General features: G+C 67.4%; 13 protein-coding genes. 7 read left to right on the top strand and 6 right to left on the bottom strand.

What is annotated here, in order from left to right; genetic code table 11:
• Nucleotides 1-44: 44 nt before the first annotated feature.
• The 5 genes from TMO_RS22620 to TMO_RS22640 are packed head-to-tail and all read left to right on the top strand — an operon-like array spanning nt 45 to nt 5,158.
• A complete protein-coding gene (locus TMO_RS22620) occupies nt 45-1,211 on the top strand; it encodes an ABC transporter ATP-binding protein (protein ID WP_014753132.1) in 1,167 nt (388 codons plus the stop codon).
• Nucleotides 1,204-2,145: a carbohydrate ABC transporter permease gene (locus TMO_RS22625; protein ID WP_014753133.1), complete on the top strand. Its 942-nt coding sequence runs from the start codon at nt 1,204-1,206 to the stop codon at nt 2,143-2,145. The genes TMO_RS22620 and TMO_RS22625 overlap by 8 nt, the downstream gene beginning before the upstream one ends.
• Nucleotides 2,142-2,984: a carbohydrate ABC transporter permease gene (locus TMO_RS22630; protein WP_014753134.1), complete on the top strand. Its 843-nt coding sequence runs from the start codon at nt 2,142-2,144 to the stop codon at nt 2,982-2,984. Before TMO_RS22625 ends, TMO_RS22630 begins: the two co-directional genes overlap by 4 nt.
• 51 nt (nt 2,985-3,035) lie before the next feature.
• On the top strand, nt 3,036-4,310 hold the full coding sequence (locus tag TMO_RS22635; protein WP_014753135.1) for an ABC transporter substrate-binding protein: 1,275 nt from the start codon (nt 3,036-3,038) through the stop codon (nt 4,308-4,310).
• 5 nt (nt 4,311-4,315) lie between these two features.
• Nucleotides 4,316-5,158, top strand: coding sequence for a phosphodiesterase (locus tag TMO_RS22640; RefSeq protein WP_041607506.1), 843 nt, complete (start codon nt 4,316-4,318; stop codon nt 5,156-5,158).
• 258 nt (nt 5,159-5,416) lie between these two features.
• Here TMO_RS22640 and TMO_RS22645 read toward each other — a convergent pair whose 3' ends face one another.
• From TMO_RS22645 to TMO_RS22670, 6 genes are all read right to left on the bottom strand, one after another.
• Entirely contained in the window at nt 5,417-5,734 is a 318-nt protein-coding gene (locus tag TMO_RS22645; protein WP_014753137.1) for a hypothetical protein, read from the bottom strand.
• 11 nt (nt 5,735-5,745) lie between these two features.
• Nucleotides 5,746-7,086, bottom strand: a complete 1,341-nt coding sequence (locus TMO_RS22650; RefSeq protein WP_014753138.1) for an acyclic terpene utilization AtuA family protein — start codon at nt 7,084-7,086, stop codon at nt 5,746-5,748.
• 79 nt (nt 7,087-7,165) lie between these two features.
• The gene (locus TMO_RS22655) at nt 7,166-8,815 is read right to left on the bottom strand and encodes an ABC transporter ATP-binding protein (RefSeq protein WP_014753139.1); all 1,650 of its coding nucleotides are present in this window, start codon (nt 8,813-8,815) and stop codon (nt 7,166-7,168) included.
• A gap of 4 nt (nt 8,816-8,819) precedes the next feature.
• On the bottom strand, nt 8,820-9,677 hold the full coding sequence (locus TMO_RS22660) for an ABC transporter permease (protein WP_014753140.1): 858 nt from the start codon (nt 9,675-9,677) through the stop codon (nt 8,820-8,822).
• Between the two features lie 4 nt (nt 9,678-9,681).
• Nucleotides 9,682-10,620 carry an ABC transporter permease gene (locus TMO_RS22665; RefSeq protein WP_014753141.1) on the bottom strand — a complete coding sequence of 313 codons (939 nt, stop codon included), beginning with the start codon at nt 10,618-10,620 and terminating at the stop codon, nt 9,682-9,684.
• A gap of 13 nt (nt 10,621-10,633) precedes the next feature.
• Nucleotides 10,634-12,223: an ABC transporter substrate-binding protein gene (locus TMO_RS22670; RefSeq protein ID WP_014753142.1), complete on the bottom strand. Its 1,590-nt coding sequence runs from the start codon at nt 12,221-12,223 to the stop codon at nt 10,634-10,636.
• Nucleotides 12,224-12,412: 189 nt separating this feature from the next.
• Between TMO_RS22670 and TMO_RS22675 the strand changes: the two genes are divergently transcribed.
• Both TMO_RS22675 and ggt read left to right on the top strand, forming a co-directional pair.
• Complete coding sequence (locus tag TMO_RS22675) at nt 12,413-13,339, top strand: LysR family transcriptional regulator (RefSeq protein ID WP_041607364.1); 927 nt, start codon at nt 12,413-12,415, stop codon at nt 13,337-13,339.
• 137 nt (nt 13,340-13,476) lie between these two features.
• Entirely contained in the window at nt 13,477-15,195 is a 1,719-nt protein-coding gene (ggt, locus tag TMO_RS22680) for a gamma-glutamyltransferase (protein WP_014753144.1), read from the top strand.
• The last annotated feature ends 22 nt before the right edge of the window (nt 15,196-15,217 follow it).

The following is a 15,217-nucleotide window of genomic DNA, read 5'->3' on the forward strand; positions in this document are numbered from 1 at the left end:
AAGGTCGCGGCCGTCATCCACCGGCACCAGAGGATGCGGACCACATGGCGGCGATCGACATCTGCGGCATCACCAAGAGCTTCGGGCGCACCGAGGTTCTGAAACGGGTCGATCTGGACATACGGGACGGCGAGTTCCTGACCCTGGTCGGGCCGTCGGGCTGCGGCAAATCCACCCTGCTGCGCATCATCGCCGGGCTGGAAAGCCAGACCGGCGGCGAGATCCGCATCGCCGGCGCGGCCGTCGACCATCTGCGGGCCCGCGATCGCGACCTCGCCATGGTGTTTCAGTCCTATGCGCTCTATCCGCATCTGACGGTGGCGGAAAACATCGCCGTGCCGCTCAGCATGCGCCGGCTGAATGCCGCCCGGCGCCTGCCACTGCTGGGGCCGCTGCTGCCGGGCACCCGGCGGATCACGGCCGGGATCAGGGCCGAGGTGATGGCGACCGCCGCCATGCTCGGCATCGGCCATCTGCTTGCCCGCCGGCCCGGCCAGCTTTCGGGCGGGCAGCGCCAGCGGGTGGCGCTGGGCCGGGCGATGGTCCGCCATCCCCGCGCCTTTCTGATGGATGAACCGCTCTCCAATCTGGATGCCAAGATGCGGGTGCATATGCGGGCGGAAATCGCCCGGCTGCACCGCCGGCTGGGCACCACCTTCATCTACGTCACCCATGATCAGGCCGAGGCGATGACCATGTCCGACCGGCTGGCGGTGATGATGGAGGGCCGCATCCTGCAGCTCGACACCCCCGACGCGGTCTATGACGACCCGGCCGATATCCGGGTGGCGGAATTCATCGGCAGCCCGCGGATCAACCTCGTCACCACCCGGCTGGCCCCCAGCGGCCGGCTGCTGCTGGGCGACAGGCTGCTGGCGCTCCGCCCCGCCGTCCCCGGCCTCACCCCCGGCACCGAAATCCGGCTGGGCTTCCGGCCCGAACATGCCGACCTCGTCCCCGCCGACCGTGCGGCGCTCTCAGGCCGGGTTTCCCTGCTCGAAAACCTGGGCTCGGACCTGCTGGTGCATCTGGAGCTGGACGACGCGGCCGGTGGCGGCACGGCGGTGGTGCGGCTCGATCCCGCCCGCGGCCGCCCGGCCGAGGGGGAGATCTGCGGCATTGCCATGGGGCCGAAGCCGCTCGCCTTCGGCGCCGATGGCGCCCGGCTGCCGCTTGCAGCCGCCCCGGCGGCGGAGATGGCCCATGTCTGATCAGGCCCTGCATCTTGCCCGCGGCGCCCTGGCGCCTCGAAGCCGCGCGGCGGCACGGGCCGAACGTCTGCGCGCCATGACCGCCTGGGCGCTCTCGGCCCCCGCCGTGATCCTGATGGCCCTGCTGCTGATCGGCCCGGTGATCGGGGTGATGGCGCTGTCGCTCACCGACTATCAGCTCGGCGCCAGCACACTCTCGTATATCGGCCTCGACAACTATGCCGAGATGTTCGGCGACCGGGTCTTTCACACCGCGCTGATCAACACGCTGCTCTATGTCGCGGTGGTGGTGCCGGGCTCGGTCTTCCTGGGGCTCGGCATCGCGCTGCTGATCGAATCCGGCACGAGCGGCCGCGCGCTCTATCGCGCGATCTATTTCCTGCCGGTGATGGCGACGCTGATCGCCATGGCGATCGTCTGGGAATTCATGCTCCACCCCCAATTCGGGCTGATCAACCTGGCCCTCGGCCGGATCGGCATCCCGGCGCAGAACTGGCTGACCGATGGCGATCTGGCGCTCTGGGTGCTGGCCGCCATCGGCATCTGGCAGGCGGTCGGCTTCAACATGGTGCTGTTCATGGCGGGGCTGGTCTCGATCCCGCGCTTCCTCTACGACGCGGCCGAGATGGACGGCGTGCCGGGCGCCTGGGCGCGCTTCCGCCTGGTCACCTGGCCGATGCTGGGGCCGGTCACCCTCTTCGTGGTGGTCATCACCTCGATCCGCTCCTTCCAGGTGTTCGACACGGTGCATGTGCTGACCAAGGGCGGGCCCAACAAGGCGACCGAGGTGCTGCTCTACACCATGTATGCCGAAGGGTTCGAATTCTTCCGCTCGGGCTATGCCGCCGCGGTCACCGTGGTTTTCCTGGGCTTCGTGCTGGCACTGACGCTGGTCAAGATCGGCGTCCTGGACCGGAAGGTGCACTATTCATGACCCGCCCCGCCTCCCGTCCCCATCTGCTTCTTCCCGTACTGCGCCATCTGGTTCTGGGCCTTGGGGCGGTGATCATGCTCGCCCCCTTCGTCTGGATGGTCTCCACCTCGCTCAAGCCCGCGGCCGAGATCTTTCTGGACCATATCCGGCTCTGGCCGCACCAGCTGGCGGCGGCAGAAAACTACACCACCGCCGTCACCAAGGTGCCGCTGCTGCGCTTCATGCTGAACGGGCTGATCGTGACCGTCACGATCTTCGTGATCCAGGTCGCGGTCGCCCTGCCCGCCGCCTATGCGCTGGCCAAGCTGCGCTTTCGCGGCCGCGGGCTGATCTTCGGCGCCATCCTGTTCTGCCTGCTCATCCCCCCGCATGCGATCGCCGTGCCGGTCTTCCTGCTCTTCCACCAGCTGGGCATCCTGAACAGCTATGCGGCCATGGTGGTGCCCTTCACCATCTCGGTCTTCGGCATCTTCCTGATGCGCCAGTTCTTCCTGACCGTCCCCGACGATCTGATCGATGCCGCCCGCATGGACGGCTATGGCGAGTTCGCCATCGTCTGGCGGGTGATGCTGCCCACCGCCGTCCCGGCGATCACCGCCTTCGGCATCTTCTCGGTCGTCGCCCACTGGAACGACTATTTCTGGCCGCTGATCGTGGTCAATGATCAGCACCTGCTGACCCCGCCGCTCGGCGTGGTCGCCTTCCGCAACCAGGAGGCGGGCAGCGATTTCGGCCCGCTGATGGCCGCCGCCACGCTGATCATCGCGCCGCTGGTGATCGCCTTCCTCTTCGCCCAGCGCCGGTTCATCGAGGGCATCACCCTGACCGGCATGAAGTAGCCACCCTTCCCCCCCTCACGGCCTTCCACCTGTCCAGAGAGGACGCACCCCATGTTCCGGACGCTGCTCACCGCGTCGGCAATCGCCGTCGCGACCGCTGCCGCACTGCCCGCCGCCGCCGCCCAGCCGGTGGAACTGGTCATCCAGTACCCCTATGGCGAGCTGTTCAACGAGACCCACGCCCAGATCCGCGAGGCCTTCGCGAAGATCCATCCCGAGATCACCCTCACCTACCGCACCCCTTATGCGGAATATGAGGAAGGCACCCAGAAGATCCTGCGCGAGGCGGTGACCAACCAGCTGCCCGACGTCACCTATCAGGGCCTGAACCGGGTGCGGATCATGGTCGATCGCGGCATTGCCCGGCCGCTCGACGGCTATATCGCCGCCGAAAAGGACTTCGAGGCCGAAGGTTTCCATCAGGCCATGTACGACATCGGCACTCAGAACGGCCATGTCTACGCCCTGCCCTTCGCCATCTCACTGCCGATCACCTACTGGAACCTGGATCTGGTGCGCAAGGCCGGTGGCGACCCCGCCAACCTGCCGACCAGCTGGGACGGCGTGATCGACATGGCGAAGAGGATCGACGCGCTCGGCCCCGACGTGAACGGCATCAGCTATGTCTGGGACATCACCGGCAACTGGCTGTGGCAGGCCCCGGTCTTCGCCCATGGCGGCACCATGCTGACCGCGGACGAAACCAAGGTCGCCTTCGACGGCGCGGAAGGCAAATTCGCCATGCAGACCATCGCCCGGATGGTCACCGAGGCGCATATGCCGAACCTGGCCCAGGCCGATGCCCGCGCGACCTTCGCGGCCGGCAAGACGGGCATCTACGTCACCTCGACCTCGGACCTGACCAAAACCACCAACATGATCGCCGGCAAGTTCGAGCTGAAGACCCATGTCTTCCCCGACGTGACGCCCGGCATCGGCCGCCTGCCCGCCGGCGGCAATGTGGTGATGATCGTCTCCAAGGACGACGCGAAGCTGGACGCGGCCTGGCAGTACGTGAAATTCGTCACCGGCCCCGAAGGTGCCGCGATCATGGCCCGCACCACCGGCTACATGCCCCCCAACAAGAAGGCCAACGAGGTCTATCTGAAGGACTTCTACGTCCAGAACCCCAACCACTATACCGCCGTCAGCCAGCTGCCGATCCTGACCAAATGGTACGCCTTCCCGGGTGAGAACGGCCTCAAGATCACCGATGTGATCAAGGACCATCTGAACTCGGTGGTCACCGGTGCCCGCGCGGGCGAGCCCGATGCGGTGCTGGCCGACATGACCCGCGACGTGCAGCGCCTGCTGCCGAAGAAGTGATGCCGATGAAGCTCATCCATCTCACCGACACCCATTTCGTCCGCCCGGGGGAGAGGCTTTACGGCCTCGACCCCAGGGCCCGGCTGGATGCCTGCATCGCCGACATCAACCGCAACCATGCCGACGCACGCCTGGCGGTGATCACCGGCGACCTCACCCATTACGGCGACCGCGCGGCTTTCCTGGGGCTGCGCGACGCGCTGGCGGCGCTGGCCGTGCCGGTACGGCTGCTGCTCGGCAATCACGACACGGTGGAAACCTTCCGCGAGGTCTTCCCCGAGACGCCGGTGGACGCCGACGGCCGGGTTCAGGGCGTGGAGGATACCGAGGCCGGCCGGCTGATCTTCCTCGACACCAACATGGCCGGCACCCATGCCGGCTGGTACGACCGGCCCCGCCTGGACTGGCTGTCCGCCCGCCTCGCCGAGGCGCCCGAAGGGCCGGTCTATCTGTTCATGCACCACCCGCCCTTTGCGCTCGGTATCGCCTCCATGGACCGGATCGGCCTGATCCGCCCGGATGATTTCGAGGCCTGCATCGCCCCCCACCGGGCCCGGATCCGCCACATCTTCTTCGGCCATGTCCACCGCCCGGTCTCGGGCTCGTGGCGCGGCGTCCCCTTCTCGACGCTGCGCGCCACCAACCACCAGGTCTGGATGGATCTGACGTCCCCGGAGATCCGGGTCAGCCACGAACCCCCGGCCTATGCCGTGGTGCTGCTTACCCCCGACCAGACGACGGTCCATACCCACGACTTCCTGGACGCCGGCCCGGTCACCGACCTCACCGACATCGCCGGCAGCTTCTGGGACGAACAGGCCCGGCGGGCGGAGATGGCGGAAGGCTGACGGCCGGGACCAAAACACGGCGTGCCGTCAGCCATGACAGCGCGCCGTGTTTCGACGCGATCTGCATTCCGATCATGAGGCGGTCATCTGGAAGGGAACGCAGTTGGCGCCATCCTTCACCATGTCAATTCGTCCACGCCCGAGTGGCGAGACACGGTCGGAATCGGAACTACGGAAGCAGCCGGCCTTCCTTCCACGCACCCATAAAGGGCGCATTTTTTCACCTGTGCCCCGGGGTTCGCGTGGGGGTGGGCGGATTCAGGCGTCATCGCTCTCCGGCAGGTCCATGTCAAGCAGCCAGGAACTCAGGCTCTTGCCGTGCTGGTCCAGGCGAAGCGAGCGGGTCACCCCGCCGCCGAGCGCGCGGTGGAGAACGAAGTTGAGGGCGCCGAGCGTGGGCAGGCGGTAGCGGTCGACCGGGCCATCAATGATGCCGGCGAACCGGATTGCGACGCGGTCGGCGGTCAGCCAGGCGTCGAGGCGCGGGAAATCGGCCGCGTCGTAGACGATCACCGAGATGGTCGAGGTGTCGCCCTTGTCGCCCGTGCGGGAATGGGCGATGTCGTGGAGTTTCATGGCCGCGCTCCTCAGGCTTCGAAATGACGCAGCGTCGCGCGGACCCGGCTGCGCGGCAGATAGGTGGAGCCGACGCCGATGATCTCGCGGCAGGACTTCATCACCCCGCCGCCGCCAGCCGGGCCGTTGGTGTAGAGGGTTTCGACCTCGTCGCCGATCCGCTTCGCCGCGGCCGCCGTGGCCGTGCGGCCGATCACCCGGACGCGGACCTCGGCAGGGTCGGCCCGTCCCTCGGCCGCGGCGGCCCCGTGCAGCGCGTCGACGCCGATCAGGTCGAAGCGCAGCTCTTCGGCCACCAGGCCGGTGAGGCGCAACCGGCCCGCGACGATATCGAGTGCCAGCCGCCCGCGGGCAACGGCGCCCGGGCCGGCATAGGAGATCTGGCCCTCGCCGAAATACCCGTCGGCATAGCCGACCGACACCTTCAACGCCGCGGGGCGCGGCCGGCCGTTGGCCCCCGCTACCAGTACCCGGTCGGGGCCGTCCTGGGTGAAGGTGATGTCCGAGAAATCGGCGACCACGTCGGGCGTGACATAGCCCGCCGGATCGAACACCTCGTAGAGCAGCTGCTCGGTACAGGTGGCCCGGTCGATGCGTCCGCCGGAGCCCGCCACCTTGGTGATCACGGCAGTACCGTCTTCCGCGACCTCGGCGATCGGGAAGCCCAGACGCTCCAGCCCCGGCACGTCGCGGCGGCCGGGATCGGCGAAATAGCCGCCGGTGATCTGGCCGGCGCATTCCAGCAGATGCCCCACCGCCGTCGCCCGGCCGAGATGCGTCCAGTCGTCGAGTGACCAGCCGAATTCGTGGACGAGCGGCGCCACGAACAGCGACGGGTCGGCGACCCGGCCGGTGATGACCACATCGGCGCCGGCGGCCAGGGCCTCGATCATCGGCCCGGCCCCCAGATAGGCATTGGCCGAAATCACCCGTGTACCCAGCTCCTGAAGCGAGGCGCCGGTTTCTTCCAGCCGGGTGCCGGTGGGGTCGAGCAGATGCAGGACGTCGTCACCTTCCACCGCGACCACTTTCAGGCCGCAGAGCCCCAGCGCACGGGCAATCCGCACCACCTCTTCCGCCGCGGCGACCGGGTTGGCCGCCCCCATATTGGAGAGGATGCGCACGCCATTGGCCCGGGCCACCGGCAGAACGGCCCGCATCCGTGCGTCGAGCAGCGGATCATACCCCTTTGCCGGATCGCCCCGACGGGCCTGCTGGGCAAGCGCGATGGTCCGCTCGGCCAGGCATTCGAACATCAGATACTGCACGTCGCCATGCGCGGCGATTTCGACGGCAGGTTCTATGCGGTCGCCGGCATATCCGGCACCGGCGCCCAGTCTCACCCGCTTCAAAGGATGGTCCTCCGTCACTTCTGTCCGGCCAGGGCTGTCCCGCCAGGGCGGATCGGGCCGCCGCAGGCCGGGACTGCGGTCAACCCGCGGCCGCTTCCGCGCGGGCGAAGCCGCCGCCGGGAATGGCGGCGAGCAGGTCGCGCGTGTAATCCCCGCGGGGACGAAGGAACACCTCGTCCACCGCCCCGTATTCCACCAGCCGGCCCCGCTGCATCACCGCGATCCGGTCGGAGATCGCGGCCGCGATGCGCAGGTCGTGGGTGATGAAGACCATGGCGAAACCCAGCCGCTTCTGCAGATCGTCGATCAGCTCCAGCACCTGGGCCTGCACCGAGACGTCGAGCGCCGAAACCGCCTCGTCGGCGACGATCACCTCGGGCTCCATCGCCAGCGCCCGGGCGATGCAGATGCGCTGGCGCTGCCCGCCCGAGAATTCATGCGGGTAGCGGTCGAGCGCATCGGGCTTCAGCCCCACCATCTCCACCAGGCCAGCCGCCCTGCTCAACGCCTCGGCCCTGGGCGTGCCATGCTGCAGCGGTCCCTCGATCAGCGTGTCACGGATCCGCCGGCGCGGGTTCAGCGAGCGGTAGGGATCCTGAAAGATCATCTGCACGCCGCGGCGATAGGCCTGAAGCTCGCGCCCGCGAAAGCCGGCGATGTCACGGCCGCGATAGAGGATGCGGCCGCCGGTCGGCGTATTGAACCCGGTCAGGCAGCGGCCGACGGTCGACTTGCCGGAACCACTTTCGCCCACCACACCCAGCGTCTCGCCCTCCCCCAGGGTCAGGGAAACGCCATCCACCGCCCGAACCGCCCGGCCGCCGCCGAACAGGCTGCGGCCGCCATAGACCAGCTCCAGCGCCTCGATCTCGATCAGGGGCGCGGCCGCGGCCAGCGGCTCCGCCTTCACCTCCCCCTGGGGCACGGCATCGAGCAGCATGCGGGTGTAGGGGTGCTGCGGCGCCGCCAGCACCTCGGCCGCGGCCCCCTGCTCCACCACCTCGCCCTGACGCATGACCAGCACCCGGTCGGCGATGTCGTGGACGACGCCGAAATCATGGGTAATGAACAGCACCGCGCTGTGATGCCTGTCCTGCAGCTCGCGCAGCAGGCGCAGGATCTGGGCCTGGGTGGTGATGTCGAGCGCGGTGGTCGGCTCGTCGGCGATGATCAGTGCCGGTTCAAGCGCCAGCGCCATGGCGATCATCACCCGCTGGCGCTGGCCGCCCGACATCTGGTGTGGATAGGCGCCGATCATCCGCTCGGGGTCGGGCAGGCGCACATCGCGCACCAGCTCCAGCACCCGCTCGCGCACCGCCGACGCCGCAAGGCCCGGCCGGTGGACGCGGATCGCCTCGCCGATCTGGGCGCCGACCGTCATCAGCGGGTTGAGCGCGGTCATCGGCTCCTGGAAGATCATCGCCATCCGGTCGCCGCGCAGCTCGCGCATCCGGGCCGGTGTGGCGGCGATCAGATCCTCGCCCTCCAGCTCGATCGCGCCGCTTTCGACACGCAGCGTGCCCGGCGGCAGCAGCCCCATCACCGCCGAGGCGGTGACCGACTTGCCCGACCCGCTTTCACCGACGATGCAAACGATTTCCTGCGGCCCGATATCGAGGTTGAGCCCACGGACCGCATGGGCCCGATCGCCCCCCTTGGGCAGGGCGACGGCGAGGTTGCGGATCGAAAGGACCGGAGAGGCCGTACCGGCAGCCTGTGCAGTGGTCATGGGATCAGCTCCTCCGGCCGGCGAGCTTGGGGTCGAGCTGGTCGCGCAGACCGTCGCCCAGGATGTTGACCGACAGCACCGTCACCGCCAGGAAGCCGCCGGCGAAGAAGATGGTCCAGGGCGCCTGCTGAAAGTAGTTGCGCCCCTCGGCCAGAATGTTGCCCCAGGTCGGCACGTCGGGCGGATAGCCGACGCCCAGGAAGCCCAGCACCGCCTCGACCAGGATCGCAGACGCGAAGATGTAGGTCGCCTGCACGGTCAGCGGCGCCACGCAATTGGGCAGCACATGGCGCAGCAGCACCAGCCAGCGCGGCACGCCGAGGCCCAGCGCCGCCTCGACATAAGGCTCCTCACGCACGCTCAGCACCACGCTGCGCACCAGGCGGACCACCCGCGGAATGTCGGGAAAGGCGATCGCGATCACCACCGACACGAAGCTGGCGCCGAACAGCGAGACCATGGCGACCGCCAGCAGGATCGAGGGAATGGCCATGATGCCGTCCATGATCCGCATCAGCACCGCATCGAGCAGCCGGGTGGCACCGGCGAGCAGGCCCAGCACGGTGCCGATGCCGACCGCGACAACGCACACCACCAGCCCCAGGAACAGCGACACCTGGCCGCCATGGAGCACGCGGGAGAACAGGTCGCGGCCAAGCGCATCGGTGCCGAACCAGTAGGTCGCATCCGGCGCCTTCAGCCGGAAGCGCGGCTTCATGATCGTGGGATCAAAACTGGTGAGATAGGGGGCGAGGATCGCGGCCAGGACCATCAGGGCGACGATCGCGAGACCCAGAAGGACCGGCCGGCTGGCGAGCACGCGCCGTGCAGTCGGAGACAGGGCAAGGGACATGGCGGCCATCCGGTCAGTAGCGGATCCGGGGATCGATCAGGATATAGGCGATGTCGATCAGCAGGTTGACCGAGACATAGGCCAGCGAGAAGAAGATGATCACCCCCTGCACCACCGGATAGTCGCGGGCCAGGATCGCATCGATGGTCAGCCGGCCGACGCCCGGCAGGTTGAACACGCTTTCGGTCACCACCACGCCGCTGATCAGCATGCCGATACCGATGCCGATCACCGTGACGATCGGGATCGCGGCATTGCGCAGGGCATGCTTCCACAGGATCACCCGTTCGGGCACGCCCTTGGCGCGGGCGGTGCGGACGAAATCCTCGCTCAGGATTTCAAGAATGCTGGCGCGGGCGACCCGGGCGATCAGCGACATGAAGAACACCGACAGCGTCAGGGTCGGCAGCACCAGATGGCGCAGGCTGCCCCAGGGATCATCGAAGGGGCTGACATAGCCCTGCACCGGCAGCAGGTCGAGCCAGAGCGAGAAGCACAGGATGAAGATATAGGCGAGCACGAAGCCCGGGATCGAAAAACCCAGCACCGAGAACAGCATCAGCAGCCGGTCAGCCCAGGAATTGTGCCGACGGGCGGCAATCACGCCCATCGGCACCGCCAGCGCCACGGTCACGATGATCGAGGCTGCGGCCAGCACCAGGGTCGGTTCCAGCCGCCCGGCGATCTCGCCGATCACACTCTGATGCGAGGCGATCGAGACCCCGAAATCGCCGCGCAGCAGGTCCAGGATCCAGATCCCGTACTGGTGCAGCAGCGGCTTGTCGAGTCCGAGCTGCGCCGTGATCGCGGCGACGACCTCGGGGCTCGCCAGGTCGCCGGCGAGCACGGTGGCAGGGTCGCCGGTCAGCCTCACCAGGAGGAAGACCAGCGTCACCACCACCAGAACCACCGGCACCGACATGGCGAGGCGGAGTGCGATCAGGCGCAGCATGGATGCCCTCCGCTCAGTGCTTGGCGATGCCCCAGTACACCTGGACGGGCGAATCGATCAGCGGATCGACGCCGGCGCGGTGTGCCGAGACATTGGCATAGGTGCCGAGCGGGATGTAGAAGACCAGTTCATAGGCCCGCTTCTGGATGGCGGCGGCAAGGCGCTTCTTCTCGGCTGGATCCGATGCGGCCGCAAACTCATCCTTGAGCGTCGCCAGCGTCTTGTCCTCGGACCAGCCGACATAGCCATTGCTCCCGCGGGTGTCGAGGTTCAGGTTTGAGAGCGGCGAGGTCAGGTCGAGCATGTTCCAGTTGCCATAGGCGACGCTCCAGCCGCCCTGATCCACCGGATCCTTCTTGTTGCGGCGCTGCAGGAAGGTCGCCCAGTCCATCGACTGCATCTCGACATTCATGCCGATCTGCCGCAGGGCCTGCACGGTCATGGGCGCGACAGCCGACAGCGAGGCGAGGTCGGTCGGGTGCAGCACCACCACCTTCTCGCCCTTGTAACCGGCATCCTTCAGCAGTGCCTTCGCCCCCTCGAAATCCGGCGTGACGGCGGTCTGCACGGCACCCTCTTCGGTGGCGAGCGGGGTGCCGCAGCCGAACATGGCGCCGCAGATGGTATAGAGTTCGGGATCGCCGATCTGCGCATCCATGAAATCGGTCTGCGAGATCGCGTGCAGCACGGCCTGGCGGACCTTGACGTTATCGAAGGGCGGCTGCAGCCAGTTCAGCCGCATGGTCGGCACATTGCTCGACTTCAGCTTCTGGACCTCCACGCCGTCCACACCGGTCAACTGCCCGACCGTGTCGGCATAGATGTTCTCCAGAATGTCGACCTCGCCCTTGGTCAGGGCATTGGCCGCGGTCTGCTGGTCGGGGAAGCTCAGATATTCGACCCGGTCGACCTTGGCGACCTTGCCGCCGGCCAGGCCCGAAGGCGCCTCGTCACGCGGGACATAGGCCTCGTTCCGCACATAGACCGCCTTGACGCCGGGCTGGAATTCGTCGGCGACGAAGCGGAACGGGCCGGAGCCGATATATTCGCGGATCTGCTCGGTGGGGGAGGTCTCGGCGATGCGCTTCGGCATGATGAAGGGCACCAGCGAACTCGGCTTGGCGAGCGCGTCGATGACCGCGCCGAAGGGCTCGGACAGGACCAGACGGAAGGTCTTGTCGTCGACCGTCACGAATTCCTTCGCCGCCTTCATCATCCGGATACCGGTGAGGTCGCGCGCAGCCCAGCGGCGGACCGACGCGACGGCATCCTCTGCGGTCACCGGTGCACCGTCGTGGAAGGCCAGGCCGTCGCGCAGCGTGAAGGTATAGGTCATGCCGTCATCACTGACCGACCAGTCCTTCACCATCTGCGGCTGCGGTTCGAAATTCGCATCCACGGCAAACAGCGTGTCGTAGATGAAATAGCCGTGATTCCGCGTGATATAGGCGGTGGTGGTGATCGGGTCCAGCATTTTCAGGGCCGCATGGCCCACCACTTTCAGCGTGGTCGTCTCCTGCGCCGACACCTGAAGCGGCGCGCCGAAAGCCCCCAGCAGGCCAAGCCCTGCCAGAACTCCGGTCAATCCGGCGTTGATTTTCATGCTACGGACTCCCTGTGCATTCCATCGATGAGCCACCCGGGGGATGTTTTTCTAGGGCGATATTTTCGTCGCCTCGTCATTGCCGTCTTCGGCCGGCCTCCTCCACCGGTCCGGGGCAATAAATTCTTGTAACATAGCGTTTCTTGCGGATTAAATTTGGAAAATGACATCATTCATACGGATATCGGTATGAATTTGAATCTGAGACAGTTGCGCGCCTTCGCAGCCGGCGCCCGCGCCGGTTCCTTCTCCGAAGCGGCACGGACGATCAACCTCACCCAGCCCGGCTACTCGCTGATCATCCGCCAGCTGGAGGAGGAGATCGGCATGAAGCTGTTCGATCGCACCACCCGCCGGCTGGCGCTGACGCCTGCGGGGCGGGAATTCGCGCTCCGCGTCGACAAGATCCTGGCCGATCTCGACAATGCCTGCCGCGATCTTGAGGATCTGCGTCTTCGGCGACGCGGCAAGGTGACGATCGCCGTCCTGCCTTCCACCGCCTCCACCTTCGTGCCCAAGGTCGTGCAGATGCTGGCGCGCGACCATCCGGGCCTCTCGGTCTCGATCCTGGAGCGGCTGGCCGCACCGCTGATCGAGAGCGTGTCGACCGGCGAGGCCGATTTCGGCTTCGGCATCAGCCTGGGTGCCGACGAGGAACTGCGCTTCACCCCCATGATTCAGGACCGCCTTGTGGGTCTGTTTCCGGCCGGGGACGAGCTGGCGGAGGGTGCCGCAGCACTGGGCTGGCAACAGCTGATCACCCGGCCCTATGTCTGCTTCGTCGACAACACCAGCCTGCATCATCACGTAGACCGCGCAGCGCGGGAAAGCGGGCTGGCGCTGAACGTGGTCAGCGAAGTGACCTACATGACCACGGCCGTCAGCCTGGTCCAGGCGGGGATCGGCTTCACCATCCTGCCGGAACTCGCGCTCGGCAGTCTCAATCTCGACGGCGTCATCATCCGCCCGGTGATCGACCCGCCGGCGGTGCGCAGCATCGGCACCATCACCCGGGCCGGCCGGGTGAAGAGCCCCGCCACCCTTGCCGCGCTGGACGCGTTGGACCGCATCTGTCGGGACCGGTCGAGCCGCCTGATCCTGGCCGGTCATTCATAACGAATTCTGGGGAAATGATGTTCAAGTCCAAATGACCCGGTCAGAATCCGGCATGCTATCGTGATGTCCGGCCGCAGACGCCCACCGCAGCCTGCTGCTGCGCAAGAAGCAAAGGGCGCCGGCAAGGAGGCAGAGCGATGGACAGGACCAGTCAAGGCGCGCGCAGCTGGAAACAGGCCGCCGGAACACAGTTCTCATGCGAGAAGGCCCCCGCCCTCGGATACCGGGGCATGGTCGTGACCAACCACCCGCTGGCATCGGCGGCGGCGGTCGAGATCCTGGCCGGCGGCGGCAATGCAGTCGATGCGACCATCGCCGCGCTGTTCACTCTGTCGGTGGTCGAGCCGATGATGGTGGGCATCTTCGGCGGTGGGACCGCCCTGATCCGCCTGGCCGATGGCCGCGAGGCGGTGATCGACGGCCTGGCGACGGCCCCCGCCGGCGCCGCACCCGACAGTTACAAGGCGGTGTCCGACAGCTGGCCGGACTATATGGAAACCGAAGACCGCGCCAATGCCGTGGGGGCGAGCGCGGTGGCGGTGCCCGGCAATCTCAAGGCCTGGTGCGAGACGCTGGAGCGCTTCGGCACGCTCGACCTCGCGACCGTCACCGAAGCGGCGATCCGCCACGCCGATCGCGGCTACCGCGCCACGCCCTATCTCTGCAACTGCATCGACGGCACGGCGGCGGATCTGATCCGCGATCCCGAAATCTCGGCGATCTTCACCCCCGGCGGCACACCGCTGAAGCCCGGCGACCTGGTCCGCCAGGGTGCCTATGCCGACACGCTGCGGCTGATCGCGCGGGAAGGCGCCGTGGCGCTCCATGGCGGCGGGCTGGGCGCGCATGTGGGCGAAGAACTGACCCGTGCCGGTTCGTTCCTGCGCACCCGTGATCTGATCGACTACCGCACGGTCGATCGCGTGCCCGTCCGGGGCGATTATCGCGGCTGGGAGATCGTCGGCACCCCGCCGCCCTGTTCGGGCGGGGTGCATATCGTGCAGATGCTGAACCTGCTGGAAGGGTTCGATATTGCCGGCACCGGCTTCGGCACGGCGGAAGGCGTTCATCTTCTGCTGGAGGTGCTGAAGATCGCGGCCTCGGACCGCCGCGCCTCCACTGCCGATCCGGCCTATGTCGACGTGCCGGTCGACCGGCTGATCTCCAAGGCCTATGCCGATCTGCGCCGGCCGGAAATCCTGCCCGACCGCGCCAATGTGTTCCCGCCGCGGGTCATTTCGACCGAGAGCGCCAACACCACCCATGTCACCATTGCCGATGGCGACGGCAACATCGTCACCTCCACCCAGACCATCAACAGCCTGTTCGGCGCCCGGCTGATCATCCCCGGCACCGGCATCATCCCCAACAACTATATGTATCTGTTCGACCCCCATCCGGGCCATGCCCTGTCGCTGGAGCCGGGCAAGCGGATCACCAGCACCCAGGCGCCGCTGATCCTGTGCCGCGACGGCCGGCCGGTGCACGCGCTCGGCCTGCCCGGCGGCCCCAGGCTCTACGGCTCGGCCATGCAGGCGGTGGTCAATCTGATCGACCACGGCATGACGCTGCAGGAGGCGGTGGAAGCGCCGCGGGTCTGGACCCAGGGGCAGGATGCCGAGATCGAAACCGCGGTGCCTGAAGCCGTGCGCGACCGCCTGGCCGCCATGGGCCATGACGTCCGCCCGGTCGGGCATGTGGCTGGCGGCATGTGCGCGATCAGCTTCGAAGCCGACGGCGCGATGACCGGTGCCGCCTGCTGGCGGGCCGACGGCACGCCGATCGGCATCGGTGGCGGCCTTGCGCGTGAGGGCACGCAGTTCTGGCCTGATTACCGCCGCACCGCTGGCATCTGAATACCCGCCCCGTCCTCCTTCA

The sequence above is a fragment of the Tistrella mobilis KA081020-065 genome (assembly GCF_000264455.2).
Taxonomy (GTDB): domain Bacteria; phylum Pseudomonadota; class Alphaproteobacteria; order Tistrellales; family Tistrellaceae; genus Tistrella; species Tistrella mobilis.

What these genes read in the sequence shown, in the direction of transcription:
- TMO_RS22655 (WP_014753139.1), bottom strand. Translation starts at nt 8,815, where the DNA reads ATGACCACTGCACAGGCTGCCGGTACGGCCTCTCCGGTCCTTTCGATC.
- TMO_RS22665 (WP_014753141.1), bottom strand. Translation starts at nt 10,620, where the DNA reads ATGCTGCGCCTGATCGCACTCCGCCTCGCCATGTCGGTGCCGGTGGTT.
- TMO_RS22660 (WP_014753140.1), bottom strand. Translation starts at nt 9,677, where the DNA reads ATGGCCGCCATGTCCCTTGCCCTGTCTCCGACTGCACGGCGCGTGCTC.
- TMO_RS22670 (WP_014753142.1), bottom strand. Translation starts at nt 12,223, where the DNA reads ATGAAAATCAACGCCGGATTGACCGGAGTTCTGGCAGGGCTTGGCCTG.
- TMO_RS22675 (WP_041607364.1), top strand. Translation starts at nt 12,413, where the DNA reads ATGAATTTGAATCTGAGACAGTTGCGCGCCTTCGCAGCCGGCGCCCGC.
- TMO_RS22635 (WP_014753135.1), top strand. Translation starts at nt 3,036, where the DNA reads ATGTTCCGGACGCTGCTCACCGCGTCGGCAATCGCCGTCGCGACCGCT.
- TMO_RS22620 (WP_014753132.1), top strand. Translation starts at nt 45, where the DNA reads ATGGCGGCGATCGACATCTGCGGCATCACCAAGAGCTTCGGGCGCACC.
- TMO_RS22640 (WP_041607506.1), top strand. Translation starts at nt 4,316, where the DNA reads ATGAAGCTCATCCATCTCACCGACACCCATTTCGTCCGCCCGGGGGAG.
- TMO_RS22630 (WP_014753134.1), top strand. Translation starts at nt 2,142, where the DNA reads ATGACCCGCCCCGCCTCCCGTCCCCATCTGCTTCTTCCCGTACTGCGC.
- ggt (WP_014753144.1), top strand. Translation starts at nt 13,477, where the DNA reads ATGGACAGGACCAGTCAAGGCGCGCGCAGCTGGAAACAGGCCGCCGGA.
- TMO_RS22625 (WP_014753133.1), top strand. Translation starts at nt 1,204, where the DNA reads ATGTCTGATCAGGCCCTGCATCTTGCCCGCGGCGCCCTGGCGCCTCGA.
- TMO_RS22645 (WP_014753137.1), bottom strand. Translation starts at nt 5,734, where the DNA reads ATGAAACTCCACGACATCGCCCATTCCCGCACGGGCGACAAGGGCGAC.